Annotated in this window: 13 protein-coding genes; 11 read left to right on the plus strand and 2 right to left on the minus strand. The window is 28.8% G+C overall.

Going from position 1 to position 18881, the window contains the following annotated elements; translation table 11 throughout:
• Window positions 1–67 precede the first annotated feature (67 nt).
• Window positions 68–1408: an MATE family efflux transporter gene (locus tag ACN6I1_RS05755; protein WP_419743058.1), complete on the minus strand. Its 1341-nt coding sequence runs from the start codon at window positions 1406–1408 to the stop codon at window positions 68–70.
• 273 nt (window positions 1409–1681) lie between these two features.
• Between ACN6I1_RS05755 and ACN6I1_RS05760 the strand changes: the two genes are divergently transcribed.
• The 5 genes from ACN6I1_RS05760 to ACN6I1_RS05780 all read left to right on the plus strand — a co-directional run bounded on the left by ACN6I1_RS05760 (window position 1682) and on the right by ACN6I1_RS05780 (window position 8592).
• Window positions 1682–2602, plus strand: coding sequence for a ribonuclease Z (locus tag ACN6I1_RS05760; RefSeq protein WP_419743059.1), 921 nt, complete (start codon window positions 1682–1684; stop codon window positions 2600–2602).
• A gap of 78 nt (window positions 2603–2680) precedes the next feature.
• Window positions 2681–2977 (plus strand): rhodanese-like domain-containing protein, encoded by a 297-nt coding sequence (locus ACN6I1_RS05765; RefSeq protein ID WP_021429132.1) that lies wholly within the window; start codon window positions 2681–2683, stop codon window positions 2975–2977.
• A 292-nt stretch (window positions 2978–3269) separates the two neighbouring features.
• Window positions 3270–5060, plus strand: coding sequence for an aminopeptidase P family protein (locus tag ACN6I1_RS05770; protein WP_419743060.1), 1791 nt, complete (start codon window positions 3270–3272; stop codon window positions 5058–5060).
• 259 nt (window positions 5061–5319) lie between these two features.
• Window positions 5320–7113, plus strand: coding sequence for an aminopeptidase P family protein (locus ACN6I1_RS05775; protein WP_419743294.1), 1794 nt, complete (start codon window positions 5320–5322; stop codon window positions 7111–7113).
• A 78-nt stretch (window positions 7114–7191) separates the two neighbouring features.
• Entirely contained in the window at window positions 7192–8592 is a 1401-nt protein-coding gene (locus ACN6I1_RS05780) for a peptide MFS transporter (protein ID WP_220796513.1), read from the plus strand.
• 30 nt (window positions 8593–8622) lie between these two features.
• Here the strand turns inward: ACN6I1_RS05780 and ACN6I1_RS05785 are convergent, their stop codons facing one another.
• Window positions 8623–9792, minus strand: coding sequence for an AraC family transcriptional regulator (locus ACN6I1_RS05785; protein WP_419743061.1), 1170 nt, complete (start codon window positions 9790–9792; stop codon window positions 8623–8625).
• Between the two features lie 213 nt (window positions 9793–10005).
• On the opposite strand from ACN6I1_RS05785, the gene ACN6I1_RS05790 reads away from it, so the two are divergent.
• From ACN6I1_RS05790 to ACN6I1_RS05815, 6 genes are all read left to right on the plus strand, one after another.
• On the plus strand, window positions 10006–11286 hold the full coding sequence (locus ACN6I1_RS05790) for a Gfo/Idh/MocA family protein (RefSeq protein ID WP_419743062.1): 1281 nt from the start codon (window positions 10006–10008) through the stop codon (window positions 11284–11286).
• 148 nt (window positions 11287–11434) lie between these two features.
• A complete protein-coding gene (locus ACN6I1_RS05795) occupies window positions 11435–12733 on the plus strand; it encodes an ABC transporter substrate-binding protein (RefSeq protein WP_419743063.1) in 1299 nt (432 codons plus the stop codon).
• A gap of 64 nt (window positions 12734–12797) precedes the next feature.
• A complete protein-coding gene (locus ACN6I1_RS05800; RefSeq protein WP_419743064.1) occupies window positions 12798–13742 on the plus strand; it encodes a carbohydrate ABC transporter permease in 945 nt (314 codons plus the stop codon).
• Between the two features lie 17 nt (window positions 13743–13759).
• Window positions 13760–14584 carry a carbohydrate ABC transporter permease gene (locus ACN6I1_RS05805; protein WP_021429112.1) on the plus strand — a complete coding sequence of 275 codons (825 nt, stop codon included), beginning with the start codon at window positions 13760–13762 and terminating at the stop codon, window positions 14582–14584.
• Between the two features lie 302 nt (window positions 14585–14886).
• The gene (locus ACN6I1_RS05810) at window positions 14887–16092 is read left to right on the plus strand and encodes a hypothetical protein (protein WP_419743065.1); all 1206 of its coding nucleotides are present in this window, start codon (window positions 14887–14889) and stop codon (window positions 16090–16092) included.
• Window positions 16093–16296: 204 nt separating this feature from the next.
• On the plus strand, window positions 16297–18825 hold the full coding sequence (locus ACN6I1_RS05815; RefSeq protein ID WP_419743066.1) for an FAD-dependent oxidoreductase: 2529 nt from the start codon (window positions 16297–16299) through the stop codon (window positions 18823–18825).
• Window positions 18826–18881 lie beyond the last annotated feature (56 nt).

An 18881-nucleotide genomic window follows, 5' to 3' on the forward strand; every position in this document is an offset into this window, starting at 1 on the left:
ATAATCAATCAGTATTTTAAAGTACAAATAAAAAAGCAAAATACTCTTTAAAAGAGCATTTTGCTTTTTAATCAGATTTTGTTGATGCAAACTCAGGATTAAACTTTTTGTTAGAGGAGAGATTGTTTTCCTTGAAGTTAATAACGGATTTGTTTTTCCAATATCCTTTTTTATAATATATTCCGGTAACAATTAATCCTACACACCAACCAATAGGAATTCCCATCCATATTCCATTGACGCCAAATATTGATGATAATAAATATGATGCAGGAATTCTGGCTATCCATAATGATATCATAGAACTTATCATTGCAAACATTGAGGCACCAGCACCACGGATTGCACTAGTTAACATAAATGATGTTCCTATAAATATGAAAAATGGACCTATAGTAAGTAAATACCTAGAGCCTATAGAAACTACATCAGGATCAGTATTAAACAATTTTATTAAATTTTCTTTGAATAATAAAAATACTATTAATACGAATATAGATATACACAAAGCCATAGTAATAGAAGATTTCACACCTTTTTTTACTCTGTCAACTTTTCCAGCCCCTATATTTTGGGCAACAAAAGTAGATACAGCACTGCCTAAATTCATAATAGGAAGTGATATGAAAGTTTCAACTTTAGATCCAGCTCCAAAGGCAGCCATGGCAGATGTGCCATAACCATTAACTAAAGATTGTAAGGTTATATTACCAATAGAGAATAGTGTTTGCTGGACTGCAGATGGCAGACCAAGTTTTAATCCAGTTTTAAATATTATAGAGTCGTACTTCAAATTTCTAATTCTAATTTTTAAGATTTCATGACGTTTATTAAGATATATTACACTAAATATAAATGCTACAGCTTGAGCGATTATAGTGGCAAGAGCTACACCATTTACACCCATATTAAAATAAATTATAAAGATAATATCTAGAATTATATTTAAAATAGTAGCTATTATCAAAAAATATAATGGATTAGTAGAATCACCAAGACCTCTTAGTATAGCACACACGGAATTATATCCTGTTGAAAAAACTGTACCAGCAAAAATTATAATTAGATAGCCCTTAGAAAGTTCAAAAATTTCACTTGGAGTGTTCATAATATGAAGTATATTTCCACTAAAAAAAACTCCTATTAAAGTTATAAAAAATGAAGCTATAAAAATGAATACATATGTGGTATCTATTGCTGCTTTAACTTTAATCATATTTTTAGAACCATAATATTGAGATATAAGAATTGAGAAGCCTAAGGTTATGCCCATTAAAAAAGAAGTAAGTAAAAACATAATTGGATTTGCGCCAGATACTGCTGCCATAGCATTTTTACCAACAAACCGTCCAACAATAATGCTATCAGCTGTATTGTATAATTGTTGAAATAAACTTCCTATTAGCATTGGGAGGGCAAAGTTAAATATACATTTGCTTTCATTTCCGACTGTTAAATCTTTTATAAATATCACCTCGATTTATTAAAAATAAGTTATTAATAATATAGTAGCAAATATTTAGAATATTCTCTATATAAAGTTGGTTTTAAAATTAAATACTTGAATTAACAGATACTTAGCAGTATATAATAAATACAAAGATTAAATTGCTATTTTGCTAGATATTCGATTTAAAAGACTTAAAAGTAGTATATTTTAACTGTTAAAAGAGGTGATAATATGGTTGAAATAACTTTACTAGGTTGTGGTGGAAGCATGCCAGTGCCAAATCGGTACCTTTCATCTTTGCTTATGAATTATAGAGGAAGAAAAATACTTATAGATTGTGGTGAAGGAACTCAAGTTTCTATGAAAATTGCAAATTGTGGATTCAAAACTATAGATTATATTTGTATAACTCACTTACATGGAGATCATATAATTGGGCTTCCGGGCATACTATCCACAATTGGGAATTGTGGTAGAACAGAAATATTAACAATAATTGGGCCTAAAGGAATAAAAGAGATTATAGAGGCCTTTAAATTAATAGTAAAAGAACTTCCATATGATATAAATATAATAGAAAATCCTAAAGAAGATATATTAGTAAGTAATAATTATATTAATAAAGACATTATTATATCTACTTTAGAGGTAGAACATTCAACTCCATGCATTGCATATAGTTTTTATGTAAAAAGAAAAGCTAAGTTTGACATGGAAAAAGCAATGAAAAATAATGTGCCAAAAATTCTTTGGAGCAAACTTCAAAATGGAAGAGAAATAAAATTGGAAGGTAACATATATACAAAAGATATGGTTTTAGGTCAACCTAGAAAAGGAATTAAAGTAAGTTTTGTTACAGATACAAGACCAATAAAAGAAATTATGGACTTTGTAGATAATAGTGATTTATTGGTATGTGAAGGTATGTATGGAGATGATTGTGACTTAGAAAGGGCTATAAAAAATAAACATATGACATTTAGAGAAAGTGCAACAATCGCAAAACAATCAAATGTAGAAACTATGGTTTTAACACATTTTAGTCCAATTATAAAAGACCCTAATATGTATATTGAAAATGCGATGGAAGTGTTTGAAAATACAATAATAGGAACTGATAGATTAAAATTGAATTTGCTTTTTAAAGAATGATAATTGTAGTATTGAAGTTTTAATAATTTTTACATGGGTATATAATAAAATATTAAAACATACATCATGGAGGACATTATGAATTTTACAGATATAGACAATGATAAGTTAAAAGAATTAGCCAAAGATAAAAATACATTGTTAATTGATATAAGAACGAAAGAAGAATTTGAAGAAAATCATATAAACAGTGCTATTAATATACCTTTACATGACTTGATGTACAATATAGATGAGATTGAAGATTTTAAAGAAAAGAACATAGTGGTGTACTGTAGAAGTGGACATAGAAGTATTACAGCATGTAACTTATTAGAATTAGAAGGATTTAACAATATTTATAATTTAAAATATGGAATTTTAAGTTATAAATAGATAATTCAAAACGAGTGGATAAGCATAAATCTACTCGTTTTGAATTTTTTAGTATAGATAAAAAATATTAAATATATATAAATTTTTTATAAAAATCATTGAAAACGATGTCATGAGGTGGTAAAATTTATTTTAATAACAAATGAAAATTGAAAAATTATAACTTTTCAAAGAAAGTTTAAGAAATATTTAACAAAAAATATTGTAAATTTACATAAAATAATTTAGGTTTTAACAAAGAGGTCTCAACCTCTTTATAAACATATATAAATATAACTTAGGGGGCTTTAATATGATAAAAGAAAGATTATCTATGCTTAGAAATTATATGAAACAAAATGGTATGGATGCATATATAATACCATCTTCAGACAATCACCAAAGTGAGTATGTGGGAGATTACTTCAAAAGTAGAGAATTTATATCTGGATTTACAGGTTCAGCAGGTACTGTAGTAGTAACTATGGATGAAGCAGGACTTTGGACAGACGGAAGATATTTTATACAAGCTGAAAGTGAATTAAAAGGAAGCGGTATAAAATTATTTAAAATGGGAGAAGAAGGAGTTCTAACTACTGAAGAGTACATATTTAATAATGTAAAAGAAGATGGAGTATTAGGATTTGATGGTAGAGTTATATGTGCTAGAGAAGGACAAAATTTAGAGAAAAAATTATCTGGGAAAAACATTAAAATATCATATGAGTATGATTTAATAGATAATATTTGGGAGAATAGACCAGCTTTATCTAATGAAAAAGCATTTTTATTAGATGTTAAATATGCAGGTGAATCATTTAGCTCAAAGTTAAATAGAGTTAGAGAAGTTATGAAAGAAAAAGGAGCAACAACTCATGTAATAACAACTCTTGACGATATAGCTTGGTTATTTAATATAAGAGGAGGAGATGTTAAATTCAATCCTGTAGTATTATCTTATACTTTAATAACTTTAGATAAGGTTTACTTATTTGTTGATGAAGCTAAGTTAAATGAAGAAATATTAGGTGAATTAAACAAAGAAAATGTAGTTATAAAACCATATAATGATATATATGAATTTATAAAAACATTAAATAAAGATGAAATAATATTATTAGATTCAACAAAAATAAACTATGCTATATTAAATAATATACCTGATGACGTTAGAAAAATAGATGAGTTTAATCCAACTATGTTTATGAAAGCTCAAAAGAATAAAGTTGAGTTAGAAAACATAAGAAACAGTCATATAAAAGATGGTGTAGCATTTACTAAATTCATGTATTGGTTAAAAAATAATGTAGGAAAGACAGAGATATCTGAATTAAGCGCGTCACAAAAATTAGAAGATTTAAGACGTGCTCAAGATGGATTTATAGAGCCAAGCTTTGGTACAATAGCTGGATATAGAGAACATGCAGCTATGATGCACTACAGTGCAACTCCTGAAAGTGACTATAAATTAGAGCCAAGAGATTTATTTTTAATAGATTCAGGTGGTCAATATTTTGATGGAACAACAGATATAACAAGAACTATTGCATTAGGTGAAGTGAGTGACGAACTTAAAACACACTTTACAGCGGTTGCAAGAGGTATGATAAACTTATCAATGGCTAAGTTTTTACATGGAGTAAGAGGATACAACTTAGATATACTAGCAAGAAGACCAATGTGGAATATGGGAATAGATTATAAGTGTGGAACAGGTCATGGAATAGGTTTCTTATTAAATGTACATGAAGCTCCAAATGGATTTAGATGGAGAATAGTGCCAGATAGATTTGACAGTGCTGAACTTGAAGAAGGTATGGTAACAACTAATGAGCCTGGAATATATGTTGAAGGATCTCATGGAATAAGAATAGAAAATGAATTAGTTGTTCAAAAAGCAGAGAAAAATGAATATGGACAATTCATGGAGTTTGAAGTTGTAACATTAGCGCCAATTGATTTAGATGCAATAGTTGTAGATGATATGAATAGAGAAGAAAGAGAATATTTAAACTGGTATCATAAATTAGTTTATGATAAAGTATCTCCTTTCTTAACTAATGAAGAACAAGAATGGTTAAAAGAATACACTAAAGAAATATAATTAAGTGTTTTGTATAAAAAGGGTATGGCTAAAAACCATATCCTTTTGTTTTTATGTTAATAAAAAAATATTAATATAGATAAAAAAATAACGTTTAAAAAATTATAATTTTTATAATCTTGAAAATATTTAATTGATTCTTAAAATTTTAAAAATAAGAAAAAGAATGTAAATATATTGAAAACGATGTCATGAGGTGGTACTATATAAGTGGGCGATAGATGATGCATAAAATTTTATATGTAGGATAAGGGGGATTATAATGATAAGTGGTAGATTAGAGAGTTTAAGAAAATACATGGGGGAATACAAAATAGATGCATATATAATACCATCTTCAGACAATCATCAAAGTGAATATGTAGGGGATTATTTTAAATCAAGAGCGTACATATCAGGATTTACAGGTTCAGCAGGAACTTTAGTTGTAACTATGGATGAAGCAGGACTTTGGACAGATGGAAGATATTTTATACAGGCTGAAAATCAATTGAAAAACACGGGGATTAAATTATTTAAAATGGGCGAAGAAGGTGTTCCTACTACTCAAGAATTTATATGTGAGAAGTTATCTAAAGGATCGACATTAGGATTTGATGGTAGATTAATATCTGCAAATGAGGGTAGGAGTTTAGAAGAAAAGTTAAAAGAAAAAAATGTAAGCATAAAATATGAGTACGATTTAGTTGATAAAGTATGGAACGACAGACCTTCTTTATCAAGGGAGAAAGCTTTTTTATTAAAGGTTGATTATGCAGGGGAAACATTTAGTTCGAAATTAGAAAGACTTAGAGAAACTATGAAAGAAAAAAATGTAACATCTCATATTATAACAACTCTTGATGATATAGCATGGCTATTTAACATAAGAGGTAGAGATGTTAAATATACGCCAGTTGTTCTTTCATATGCAATAATAACATTAGATGAAGTTTACTTATTCATAGATGAAAGCAAATTAAATGAAGAAATAATAAATGAATTAAAAAAAGAAAATGTAATAATAAAAAAATACGATGATATATATGAATTTGTTAAAACTATGGATAAAACTGAAAAAGTGTTATTAGATGATGGAAAAGTTAGCTACTCAATATATAATAATTTACCAAATGAAGTTCAAAAAATAAAAGAGCCTAATCCTACAATGAACTTTAAAGCTGTAAAAAATAATATTGAATTAGAAAACGTTAGAAATAGCCACTTAAAAGATGGAGTAGCATTTACCAAATTCATGTATTGGTTAAAGAATAATGTAGGTAAGATAGAAATATCTGAAATAAGTGCATCAGAAAAATTAGAAGAGTTAAGACGTGCCCAAGAAGGATTTATAGAGCCAAGTTTTGCAACTATAGCTGGATATAGAGAACATGCAGCTATGATGCACTATAGTGCTACACCTGAAAGTGATTATAAATTAGAAGCTAGTGATTTATTCTTAATAGATTCAGGTGGTCAATATTTTGATGGAACAACAGATATAACAAGAACTATTGCTTTAGGGGAAGTAAATGGTGAGCTGAAGACGCATTTTACTGCAGTTCTTAGGGGAATGATAAATTTATCAATGGCTAAGTTCTTATATGGAGCAAAAGGATATAACCTAGATATATTAGCAAGAAGACCAATGTGGAATGTAGGTTTAGATTACAAATGCGGAACAGGTCATGGTGTAGGTTTCTTAGGAACTATACATGAAGCTCCAAATGGATTTAGATGGAAGATAGCTCCTAACAGATTAGAAACAGCTACGTTAGAAGAAGGTATGGTAACAACTAATGAGCCAGGCATATATATTGAAGGTTCTCATGGAATAAGAATAGAAAATGAACTTATAACTAAAAAAGCAGAAAAAAATGAATATGGTCAATTCATGGAATTTGAAGTGGTAACATTTGCACCTATAGATTTAGATGCAATAAATGTTGATGATTTAAATAAAGAAGAAAGAGATTATTTAAATAATTACCATAGATTAGTTTATGAAAAAATATCTCCATATTTAACTGAAGAAGAAAATGTATGGTTAAAAAAATATACTAGGGGAGTATAGAGTAACAGTATAATAAGGTAGCTTTTTAAATATAAAGCTACCTTAAATATAAAATTAAACATTTAAGGGGGACTTAAGATGGCAAATACAACATCTGCACCTGCAAAACATCCTAAGGGGTTATATGTTTGTGGGTTAACATTCACGTTTGAAAGATTCGCATACTATGGATCAAAAACTTTATTATTACTATTCTTATCATACTCAATATCTCAGGGTGGATTAGGAATAGACAATGCTGATGCAGCAGCTATAGCAGCAAACCTAGCAGCATTCACTTACTTAGCACCAATATTTGGGGGAATGATATGTGATAGATGGATAGGGGCTAGATATTGTGTAATTATAGGATCGATTATAATGGCAGCAGGATATGCATTAGGTTATTTTGCAACAAGTGTAATTTGGGTTCATGCAATGATAATTTTAATATCAATAGGGACTGGTTTCTTTAAAGGTAATTTAAATGCACTAGTTGGGGAGTTATATGATGACAATACTAGAAAAGATGCAGCCTTTTCTTTATTATATACATTTGTTAACTTAGGATCATTTATAGGATCATTAACTATAGGTATATTATACACTAAAACTTTTGCAGTTATAGAAAATGGACATGTTGTTGAATATGGATTTAGACAATGTTTCATGATAGCTGCAATAGCTACTTTACTTGGTGGATTATTATTTACATGTACAATGAAGTTTTTAGGGGAAGCTGGTAAATATCCTCAAAAAATGCTTGATAAACATGCTGGGGACACTAAAGGAGAAAAATCACCAGATAGACCTTTAACTAAGAAAGAAAAAGATAGAGTAAAAGTAATATTTATATTATCATTTTTCTCAATTTTCTTCTGGGTATTTTATAACCAAGCAGGTTCTTCATTAACTTTATATATGAAAGATTATGTAGATATGTATGTAGGAAGCTTTGAGATACCTGTAATGTGGATAGAAACTTCATTAAATGGATTTTTATGTGTAGTTTTAGGACCAATAATGGCAGCTATATGGACTATGTTATCTAAGAGAGAAAAAGGTGACTTAAGTATGGCTCAAAAAATAGCATTAGGATATGTATTTTTAGCAGTAGCATTTGGATTCGTAATAGCTGCTGAACTTTCAAGAGGAGTAGGATCAGCTGCTACTGTAAAAACTAGTGTTATTTGGTTAATGTTATTCGTTTTATTCCAAACTATAGGAGAAATGTGTTTCTCACCACTAGGTAACTCACTAGTAAGTAAAATAGCACCAGCTAAATATTTATCTTTACTTATGGGTGTTTGGGCATGTGCGACTTTCTTTGCAAACAAAGCAGCAGGATATGTTCAAATGATAATAGAAAAAATGGGTCTTATGCAAACATTCATTTCTATACCTATAATTTTAGTAGTTGGTACATTCATATTACTTGCATTTAATAAAAAGTTAACTGCAATGATAGGCACTGACGATGATGAAAAAATAACTGCTTAATAAATAAAGACTAGGATAATATCCTAGTCTTTAATAGTTTTTGTTTACTGATTTTAAATATTCGCTTGGAGAAAAACCATAAACTTTTTTAAATTTATTGGAAAAGTAGTGAATAGAATTAAATCCTAAAATTTCAGAGATTTCACTAATTGTATAATTAGTTTCTTTTATAAGTTCTTTGCTTTTTTTTAACTTTAAATTGTTTATATAAAGTTTAACCGTAGTATCTAAATTAGATCTGAATAATAAGTGCAATTTAGAACTGCTTATTGAAAACTTATCACATATAGTTTGAATATCCAAACAATCATATATACTTTCATTTATAAACTTCAATATTGAATTTAAAAGTTCGTCGTCATAAAATTGTTGAATTTTATTAGCTGGTTTTACAATAGAAGTTTCAAAATCAATACTTAAAGTTTTCAAAACTAATTCTTTTAAATAACAAATAGAAAGCTCATCACAATATAAATGTGTAGAATTAAGTTCTTTCATAAGCTTAGTTATTATAGTGTATAAGTCCTTTGTAGATGTAAATACCTTATTTGAAAGAAGTGATGTATCATTAAAATCCATTTCAAAACTTACTGTTAAGTATGAACAAGATTTTTTATTGTCAGTATATTGTGAGTGATATTCATTTGGTGCATAGAAAAATAAATCCCCCTGATTTAATTTAAACTCATTTCCATTTACTTCAGTATATAAAACACCTCTATCTACATATGTAAGTTCCCAAAAGTTATGTTTTTCACCTTTGAATAAATAATTAGTTGGTTTTTCTTGATAAAATTTAGTATAAATTTTGCTTATTAAAATTTTAGGAACTATCTCTTTATATGTATAATCCTGAATAATGTTTGTTGAATTTAAAAAAAGACTATTTCCATACAAATCTACACTACAATTATCTGATATTGGTATAAAATTATAAAAAACTCCTTTATTTAGTTGTATTTTACTATTTAAAATAAAAGATTCTATATTATTAAAATTAGAATCTTTGGAAACAACAATTAGGACAACCCCACTTTGCAACTTTATATGAATGTCAAATTCTGAATAAAAAAGTTTAGTGATAGATTTTTCTAAAAGTTTAATAGATGTTTTTTTCTCGCAAATAATAATATCATCGGGTAAAGATGATAAAGCATTCCCATACTTTTCAAAAGATAAACAAGTAGTTTGTTTAAACAATTCAATATCCCCCTAAAACAGTGAAATCTTTTTCCTAATAATATTTTACAAAAAATAGCATAAAAAATCAAATTTAGTTATAGTTTAAGGTTTAATATAATACATAAAAATGTAAAACATTTATACAAAAGTGCAAATACATATAAGAAATAAAGTATTAGAATATAATTAATAAGTAAATAAAAAACTTCAAAATTAATGGGGGAATGATTAATGAAGAAAATTACAGTAGCGGTAGTAGGTGCAGGGGCAAGAGGTATGCATGCATATGCTCCATACTTTAAACATCATGAAGAATTAGGTAAAGTTGTTGCAGTAGCAGAACCACATGATATAAGAAGGGATATATGTGTAAAAGAACATAATATAGAATCTGAAAATGTGTTCAAAACATGGGAAGATTTACTAGAAAAGGAAAGATTGGCTGATGCGATTATAATAGCTAATAATGATGAGTCACACTATGAGCCAACTAAGATAGCTCTTGAAAAAGGGTATCATGTATTGCTTGAAAAACCAATGTCAAACAAATTAGAAGATATAGTAAAATTAGGTGAGCTAGCTAAACAGTATCCAAATCAAGTGTTTATGATTTGTCATGTGCTTAGATATACTACATTTTTCTCAAAATTAAAAGAAATAGTAGATAGTAAAGAGCTAGGAGAGCTAGTTAGCATACAACACAATGAAAATATAGGATATTGGCATTTTGCACATTCATTTACTAGAGGAAACTGGAGAAATAGCAATGAAACAAGTCCTTTGATATTAGCTAAAAGCTGTCATGATATGGATATATTATTATGGTTAACAGGTAAAAAATGCAATAATATATCTGCATTTGGCCATTTGACTCATATGAGAGATAAAAATTTTAAAGAAGGAATGGCAGATAGATGTTTAGACTGTAAAGTAGAAGAAAGATGCCCATATTCAGCTAAAAAATTATATTTATCGGATAAACCTATATTTGCAAAAGTAGTACATCCAGTACCTACTAAAGAAAATTTAGAAGAAGCATTAAGAACGGGTCCATATGGAAGATGTGTATATAAATGTGATAATAATGTTGTAGATCACATGGCAACTATACTTGAATTTGAAGACGATATAACAGCTACATTTAACTTATCTGCATTTACTGAAGAATGCAACAGAACTATTAAGCTAATGTTTACTCATGGTGAAGTAGGAGGAAATCACGTTAAAAATATTATAGAAGTTAAAAAGTTTGAGAAATTTGGGGAAAATACTATAGAAACTATTATTCCAGAAGAGGTCGAAGGAGGACATGGAGGCGGTGATTATGGAATAATGGAAGACTTTGTTAAGCTAGTTTCAGAAAACGGTGGAGAAGGAAGAACTAGTGCTAAAAAATCTGTTGAAAGTCATGTCATGGCATTTGCAGCTGAGTATTCTAGATTAAACAAAGAAGTTGTTAATATTGAAAAGTTTTGGGATGAAGCAATAGAAAAGATAAAGGCTGAAGCATAATATATTATTACACAAAATTATAAAAAAAGTGTATAAATTTACAAATACAATAAGTTCACATTTATATATCATATAATTAAAGAGAATTATCGAAATATTCAGGAAAAAATATATTTAATTAGTTTAATTTGTGGGAAGGGGATTTGATATGTTTTTAAAAAGGGGAATTATAACAGGGGCAGTTTTATCTCTAGTACTAGGACTAACGGGATGTAGTTCTACTGGAGGAAATAGTGCTGATGGGAAAGTTGAACTAAGATATGCTATATGGGATAAAACTCATATGGAAGCTGTAGAAACCTTGATAGATGGGTATGAAAAAGAAAATCCAAATGTAGACATTAAGGTAGAACAATATTCATTTGCAGACTATTGGACTAAAATGGAAACAGCAGCAGCTGGGGGGTCAGCTCCTGATATATATTGGATGAATGCTGTTAATTTTAATAAGTATGCTGACAATGGAATGTTAGTTAATATGAAAGACTATATAAAAGATAAAAATGTTGATATGAGCCAATATTTGGAAAGTTTAAGTAGTTTATACAGTTACAAAGGAGATCAGTATGGAATTCCTACATTCTGGGATAACAATATTTTAATGGTTAATACAAAGCTTATGGAAGAATACGGAATTCCTGAGCCTAAGGAAAATTGGAATTGGGATGAGATGATAGCTTGGTTGACAGATGCTAAATCAAAATTGCCAAAAGATATATATCCTTTTACTTCTTATGCAACAGAAAGTACACAGTCAGGAGTGTTTAATGAAGTTGCTTCAGCAGGAGGTAAGGTAATAAGTGATGATAAGACTAAAGCTATGCTAACAACATCTGAAACTAAAGAAGGATTTAAAAAGTATTATGATTTAGTAAAAAGTGACTTACATAGTCCACATGATATAACATTAGAAGTTACAGCTGGAACATTATTTAAATCTGAAAAAGCTTTAGTTTTACAAATGGGGTCATACGGATTATTACCATACTCAGATAAAGAACAAGCACAAGTTGCAGGAAACTTTAAATTATATGAAATACCTACTATAAAAGAAGGAAACAAATCTAAAACTGTAATACATGGTTTAGGAAATGTAATATCTTCAAATTCTAAGCATCCTGAAGAAGCTTTTGATTTTATCAATTACATGTCAAGTGAAGAGTCAATGAAAAAATATACTGAATTAGCTTTGGTACCTCAAGCTCACAAAAACGTTCAAGATTTATTTGGTAAAGTAATGAAAGAAAAAACAGGGATAGATACTTCTGTTATGTCTAAGGTAGCAAAAGATGCTATGCCACTTCCTAATAGTTTTGAAACTTCAAAATGGGATAAAGCTATAGTTGATAATATAACTAAATTTATGCAAGATGAAATAAGTCTAGATCAAGCACTTGAAAATGCACAAAAAGAAATGCAATCTATATTAGATAAAGAGAAAAAATAGGGATTTTTTAGAGGGTGTCTATGTTTTAGACATCCTCTTAGAATAGATAAAAGGGGGATTTTAATTGCAAGCAGAGGTATATAATGAAAAGCCCAGTAATTTAGATAAATTAAAAGCTAAAAAAAAGAAAAAACTAAAGCGCAACTTAACTGGATATATGTTTATAATGCCACTTTTAATAGGGGTTTTAGTATTTAACTTTATACCATTTATACTAAATTTATTTTATAGCTTAACAGATTTAAATGCATTTGGAGGATGGAACTTTGTAGGATCTGAAAACTTTTTAAGGTTGTTTAAGGATCCGTTGTTTTATAAATCTGTAGGGAATACTTTTTTATATGTGGTAGTGACTGTACCTCCTATGGTAATTATATCTATTTGCATAGCAAACCTACTTAACAAAAACATAAAAGGAAAAGGAATTTATAGAACTATATATTTCTTACCCGTTGTAACTATGGCATCTGCATCAACATTAGTATTTCAATGGATGTTTAACTCAAGATTTGGACTTGTTAATCAATTTTTAGAAGCTATAGGATTAGAGGGGAAATTATGGTTTACAGATCCAAACTTAGCTAGAGTAGTAATAATAGTATTCATTATATGGAGTGGTTTAGGATACAAGATAATGATTTTCTTAGGTGGACTTCAATCAATACCTGAATCTTATTATGAAGCAGCATCTATAGATGGAGCTTCATCATTTAAACAGTTTACGCATATAACTATCCCACTTTTAACTCCAAGTATATTTTTTATTGTTATATGGTCTTTAATCGGATCTTTCCAATTATTTGATGTTGTGTTCATGCTTATAAAACAAGGAAGTCCAGCTTATGAATCCACAATAACTATGACAAGATATTTCTATGATTTAGGGTTTACATTAGGTGATAAGGGGTATGCATCTGCTGTAGCTGTAATCTTATTCTTAATCATAATGGCAGTAACATTAATACAATTTAAGTTGCAAAAAAAATGGGTTCATTATTCAGATGAATAAGATTAGGGGGGAAAAGTATGGAAACGAAAAGAAGTGCTAAGATTTTAACTCACATAGGGCTTATACTTATGGCAGGATTTATTGCATTACCTTTTATATGGATGATTTTAACATCTATTAAGACATTGGCAGAAGCAGAAGCTATTCCGCCTAAAATATTCCCTGAATCTGTAAGGATTGAGAACTATACTCAAATATTTAAAGAATTTCCTTTTGCTCAGTATTATTTTAATACAATAATAGTAACAATAGCATCTGTAGTATTACAGTTAATTATAGTAACACCAGCAGCATATGCATTTGCAAGATTAGATTTTAAATTTAAAGAAGCTATATTTTTAATTCTTATGGCAGCTATGATGGTACCTGGTCAGATGTATTTAATTCCACAATATCAAATAATACAAGATATGGGACTTTTAAATACATTAACAGCAATAGTATTACCTGGAATATTTAGTATATATTATACGTTTTTATTACGACAACACTTTAAGTCTATACCTAGAGACATGGAGGAGGCTGCAATAATAGATGGAGCATCTCAATTTACAATATTTTTCAAATTAATGGTTCCAATTGTTAGACCAGCTTTAGGAACTGTGGCTATACTTGGAGGATTAGGAGCTTGGAACAGTTTCTTATGGCCACTAATTGTAAACTCAACTCCAGAAAAACTGACATTAGCAGCAGGGCTTAGAGTTTTTGTAGGACAATATGGTACACATTATCCTAGAATGATGGCAGGAGCCGTACTTTCTATAATTCCTATGGTTGTTGTATTTAGTTTATTCCAAAAGAAATTTATATCAAGTATAGCGGTTTCTGCAGGGAAAGAGTAATCTGAAACTACTTTAAAACTATGCATTCTTACATAAATTATGACAAAAAGAAGCAAAATTTTATATGGATTTAAAAAAATAAAAACAGGCTAATTGTTTGAAATTAGGCTGTTTTTTATTATTCTGAAAATAAATGAAATACTAAACAATTCGAAAAAGTTGAAATATATAGATATATATAGTATAATTTATATAAATCAATATATTTTTATTTGTTTTAATTGTTAAAATTAAAACGAAAATAAAATTAAATTTTAATATTTTTTTTAATGGTATCCACAAAATACTAAGGAGGGAATACAATGGAGATTACGAATTTAGAAGAAAACGTTGTCGCCAAGGAGGTTTCTGGTGGAAAAAAGAAGGTAAAGGCAGTAAGTTTAGAAACTTTTGTATTTATCGGGGTCTTATTAGCAGGATTTGGGTTTGTAGGGAGTAAAATGGGTGCAGGGTTGATGTTTAAAACTATTATGAACACAGCTCACGATTTGTTATTAAACACTGTATTTTTAATAATGGCACTAGCTGTGCTTGCAGGTGCATTAAGTGCACTACTTTCAGAATTTGGAGTAATATCACTTTTAAATAAAGTTTTTGCAATGTTTATGAAACCACTATATAATTTACCGGGAGCAAGTATAGCAGGAGCAGTAACAACTTATCTATCAGATAACCCAGCTATAATAGCATTTGCTAATGATAAGAGTTTTACGAAATATTTTAAGCAGTATCAAATACCTGCTTTATGCAACTTAGGGACATCTTTTGGTATGGGACTTATAGTTACGACTTTTATGATGACTCAAGGGTCTGAGTTTGTATCAGCAGCATTAATAGGAAATATAGGTGCAATAATAGGAAGTATAATAAGTGTTAGAATAATGCTTACATTTACTAAGAAATATTATAACTACGATCCAAAGAGCGAAAATAAAGCTGATGGAAAAGTAGAAGCTATGGAATATAGAGAAATAAGAAGTGGAAGTTTATTCCAAAGATTACTTGACTCTATGTTAGAAGGTGGAAAAAATGGTGTTGAGTTAGGGATGGCTATAATCCCAGGGGTATTAGTTGTATGTACTTTAGTTATGCTATTAACATTTGGACCGACAATAGATCCTAAAACAGGAGCTGAAGTTTATACAGGTGCTGCTTATGAAGGTATAGCACTACTACCAGCATTAGGTGATAAGTTAATGTTTATATTAGGACCTTTATTTGGATTTACAGATCCTCAGGCGATGGCATTCCCAATCACTTCATTAGGAGCTGTTGGAGCTGCGATGAGTTTAGTTCCAAAATTTATAAGTGACGGGGTTGTAACACCTAACGATATAGCTGTATTTACAGCTATGGGTATGTGCTGGAGTGGATATTTAAGTACACATGTAGGTATGATGGATGCATTAAATGCAAGAGAACTTACTAGTAAAGCAATAATTTCGCATACTATAGGTGGTTTATTAGCAGGTATATCTGCCCACTTTATATATATGCTTATAGGTTAAATAAATGAAGAAAGAGCATCTTAAATATTTAAGATGCTCTTTTTTTATGCTTAAATGGATTATAATGATTGCTAATAAAGTAGATTTTTTATGAATAAAAATAATATTCTAAAAATATGCTAAATATATGTTTAAAGCAATTAATAAAAGGTATAAAAGGAATAAGAGTTAAATAATAAACAAACATATTGTGGAGGAATATATATGGAATTAAAATCGCTTAAATTAAAGAAAGATTTATATTGGGTAGGTTCTTTAGATCCTGATTTAAGGGTATTTGACATAATAATGTATACGCCATATGGAACAACTTATAATTCATATGTTTTAAAAGCTGGAAAGAAAACGATTTTATTTGAAACTGTAAAAGCTAAACATTTTGACAGTTACTTGGCTAGACTAGAAGATTTAAATGTAGATTTACAAAATATAGATTATATTGTAGTTAGTCATACAGAACCAGATCACGCAGGTAGTGTAGAGAGAATATTAAAACTTTCGCCTAAAGCCAAAGTTATAGCATCCCAAAATGCTGTTAATTATCTAAAAGAAATTGTGAATGATGAATTTGAATATATAGTTGCAAATGATAACGATGAAATTAAAATAGAAAACAAAACTTTAAAGTTTTATTCAGTTCCACTTCTTCATTGGCCAGATACTATATACACGTACATTAAAGAGGACGATGTATTAGTAACTTGTGACTCATTTGGAAGTCACTACAGTTGTGAAGGTGTGGTTAATAATAAAATAGATAATGAAGAACACTATATGGAAGCTCTAAGATATTATTACGATTGTATAATGGGGCCTTTTAAGCCATATGTATTAAAAGCTATAGAAAAAATAAAAGACTTAAAGTTGGATATTATATGTCCAGGACATGGGCCTGTATTAGTTGATAATCCACGAAAAATAGTTGATATATATGAAAAATGGAGTAGAGATGAGATAATAGTTACTAATAAAGATATAACTATATGTTATGTAAGTGCTTATGGATATACAGGTGAATTAGCTGAAAACATAAAAAAAGGAATCGAAGAACATAGCGATTATAATGTGAAAATGTATGATGTTATAAATCATAATATAGATGAAATAATAAACTCTATAACTTATTCACAGGGAGTTTTATTTGGAACTCCAACAATAAATGGTGATGCATTAAAGCCTATTTGGGATATTCTTGTGAGTTTAAATCCTATTGTGCATGGGAATAAAGTTGCATCATGTTTTGGCTCATTTGGATGGAGTGGTGAAGGAATACCAAATGTTATGGATAGGTTAAAACAACTTAGAATGAAAACTATAGATCCATTAGTTGTTAATTTTAAACCTAGTGAGGTAGATTTATATGAAGCTCAATTACTAGGCAAGAAATTTATTGAAAAAACTATAGATGTAAATACTAAAAAAGAAGGTACTAAAAAATGGAAATGTGTAATATGTAATGAAGTATTTGATGGAGAAGAAGCTCCAGATGTATGTCCTGTATGTGGGGCAAAACATGATCAATTTATAGAGGTTATAGAAGAAAATATAAATTATCAAAATGATACAGAGGATAAGTTTGTTATTATAGGTAATGGGGCAGCAGGTTTTTATGCAGCAGACTCTATTAGAAAAAGAAATAAAACAGCTAAAATAGCTCTTTTAAGTAATGAAGAAGAGTTAAGTTATTATAGACCAGCTCTTTCAGATTTTATAAATGAAGAAATTAAAAAAGAAGATTTTTATATTGAAGGTAAAGACTGGTACGAAAAAAACAATATAGAAGTTTTGCTAGGAGTAAATGTAGAAAAAATAGAAGAGGAAGATAAAAAAATTATTTTAGATAATAATTCAATTATAAATTATGATAAGTTAATACTTGCAAATGGTAGTTCTAACTTTGTACCACCGATAAATGGACATAATTTAGACGGAGTTTATACTTTAAGAAATAAAAATGATTTAGATAAAATAAAGGTGAATTTAGAAAAAGCAAAAAACATTTTAGTGATAGGTGGAGGACTGTTAGGTCTTGAAGCTGCATATGAAATGAACCTAGCGCAAAAAGAAGTTACAGTAGTTGAGGCTATGCCAAATTTATTAACTAAACAACTAGATAAAGATGGAAGTGTAGTTCTAGAAAATATATTAAAAGAAAATGGATTAAACCTAATGTTAGGTAAATTCATTGATTCTCTAGAAGGTGATAAAAAAGTATCTAAAGCTATATTTAAAGATGGCAGTTCTATTGATGTAGATATGGTAGTATTTTCTATAGGAGTTAGACCTAATATTAAAATTACTAGCAATACTAATATAGAAGTTAATAAAGGAATAGTTGTAGATAAGTATATGCAAACTTCATCAAAAGAAATATATGCATGTGGAGATGTAGCTGAAATTGATTCAATGATATGGGCTATATGGCCAGCGGCTATAGATATGGGGAAAGTTGCAGGTGCAAATGCATGTGGAGATAAAATTGAATTTAAAGTAGAAAACTACCCAGTAGGATTAGATGTATTTGAAACAAAAGTGTTTAGTATAGGAAATATAAATACTATAGATAGTTTTATAACATTAAATAAAAAAGATGTTTATAAAAAACTATTCTTTAAAGATGATGTGCTAGTAGGGGCTATATGCATAAATGATTTAAGTAAAAATGTAAATATTATAAGATTAATAGAAGAAAAAGCTAACCTTAATAAAGTTTTAAGTGAAAATTTATTATAATTGATTAAAAAGATTCATTTCCTAACAATCTATAATACTTATTTATAAAAGTATGT

The organism is Paraclostridium dentum (genome assembly GCF_048568265.1).
Classification (GTDB): domain Bacteria; phylum Bacillota; class Clostridia; order Peptostreptococcales; family Peptostreptococcaceae; genus Paraclostridium; species Paraclostridium dentum.

What these genes read in the sequence shown, in the direction of transcription:
- ACN6I1_RS05755 (WP_419743058.1), bottom strand. Translation starts at nt 1,408, where the DNA reads ATGCTAATAGGAAGTTTATTTCAACAATTATACAATACAGCTGATAGC.
- ACN6I1_RS05760 (WP_419743059.1), top strand. Translation starts at nt 1,682, where the DNA reads ATGGTTGAAATAACTTTACTAGGTTGTGGTGGAAGCATGCCAGTGCCA.
- ACN6I1_RS05765 (WP_021429132.1), top strand. Translation starts at nt 2,681, where the DNA reads ATGAATTTTACAGATATAGACAATGATAAGTTAAAAGAATTAGCCAAA.
- ACN6I1_RS05770 (WP_419743060.1), top strand. Translation starts at nt 3,270, where the DNA reads ATGATAAAAGAAAGATTATCTATGCTTAGAAATTATATGAAACAAAAT.
- ACN6I1_RS05780 (WP_220796513.1), top strand. Translation starts at nt 7,192, where the DNA reads ATGGCAAATACAACATCTGCACCTGCAAAACATCCTAAGGGGTTATAT.
- ACN6I1_RS05790 (WP_419743062.1), top strand. Translation starts at nt 10,006, where the DNA reads ATGAAGAAAATTACAGTAGCGGTAGTAGGTGCAGGGGCAAGAGGTATG.
- ACN6I1_RS05795 (WP_419743063.1), top strand. Translation starts at nt 11,435, where the DNA reads ATGTTTTTAAAAAGGGGAATTATAACAGGGGCAGTTTTATCTCTAGTA.
- ACN6I1_RS05805 (WP_021429112.1), top strand. Translation starts at nt 13,760, where the DNA reads ATGGAAACGAAAAGAAGTGCTAAGATTTTAACTCACATAGGGCTTATA.
- ACN6I1_RS05810 (WP_419743065.1), top strand. Translation starts at nt 14,887, where the DNA reads ATGGAGATTACGAATTTAGAAGAAAACGTTGTCGCCAAGGAGGTTTCT.
- ACN6I1_RS05815 (WP_419743066.1), top strand. Translation starts at nt 16,297, where the DNA reads ATGGAATTAAAATCGCTTAAATTAAAGAAAGATTTATATTGGGTAGGT.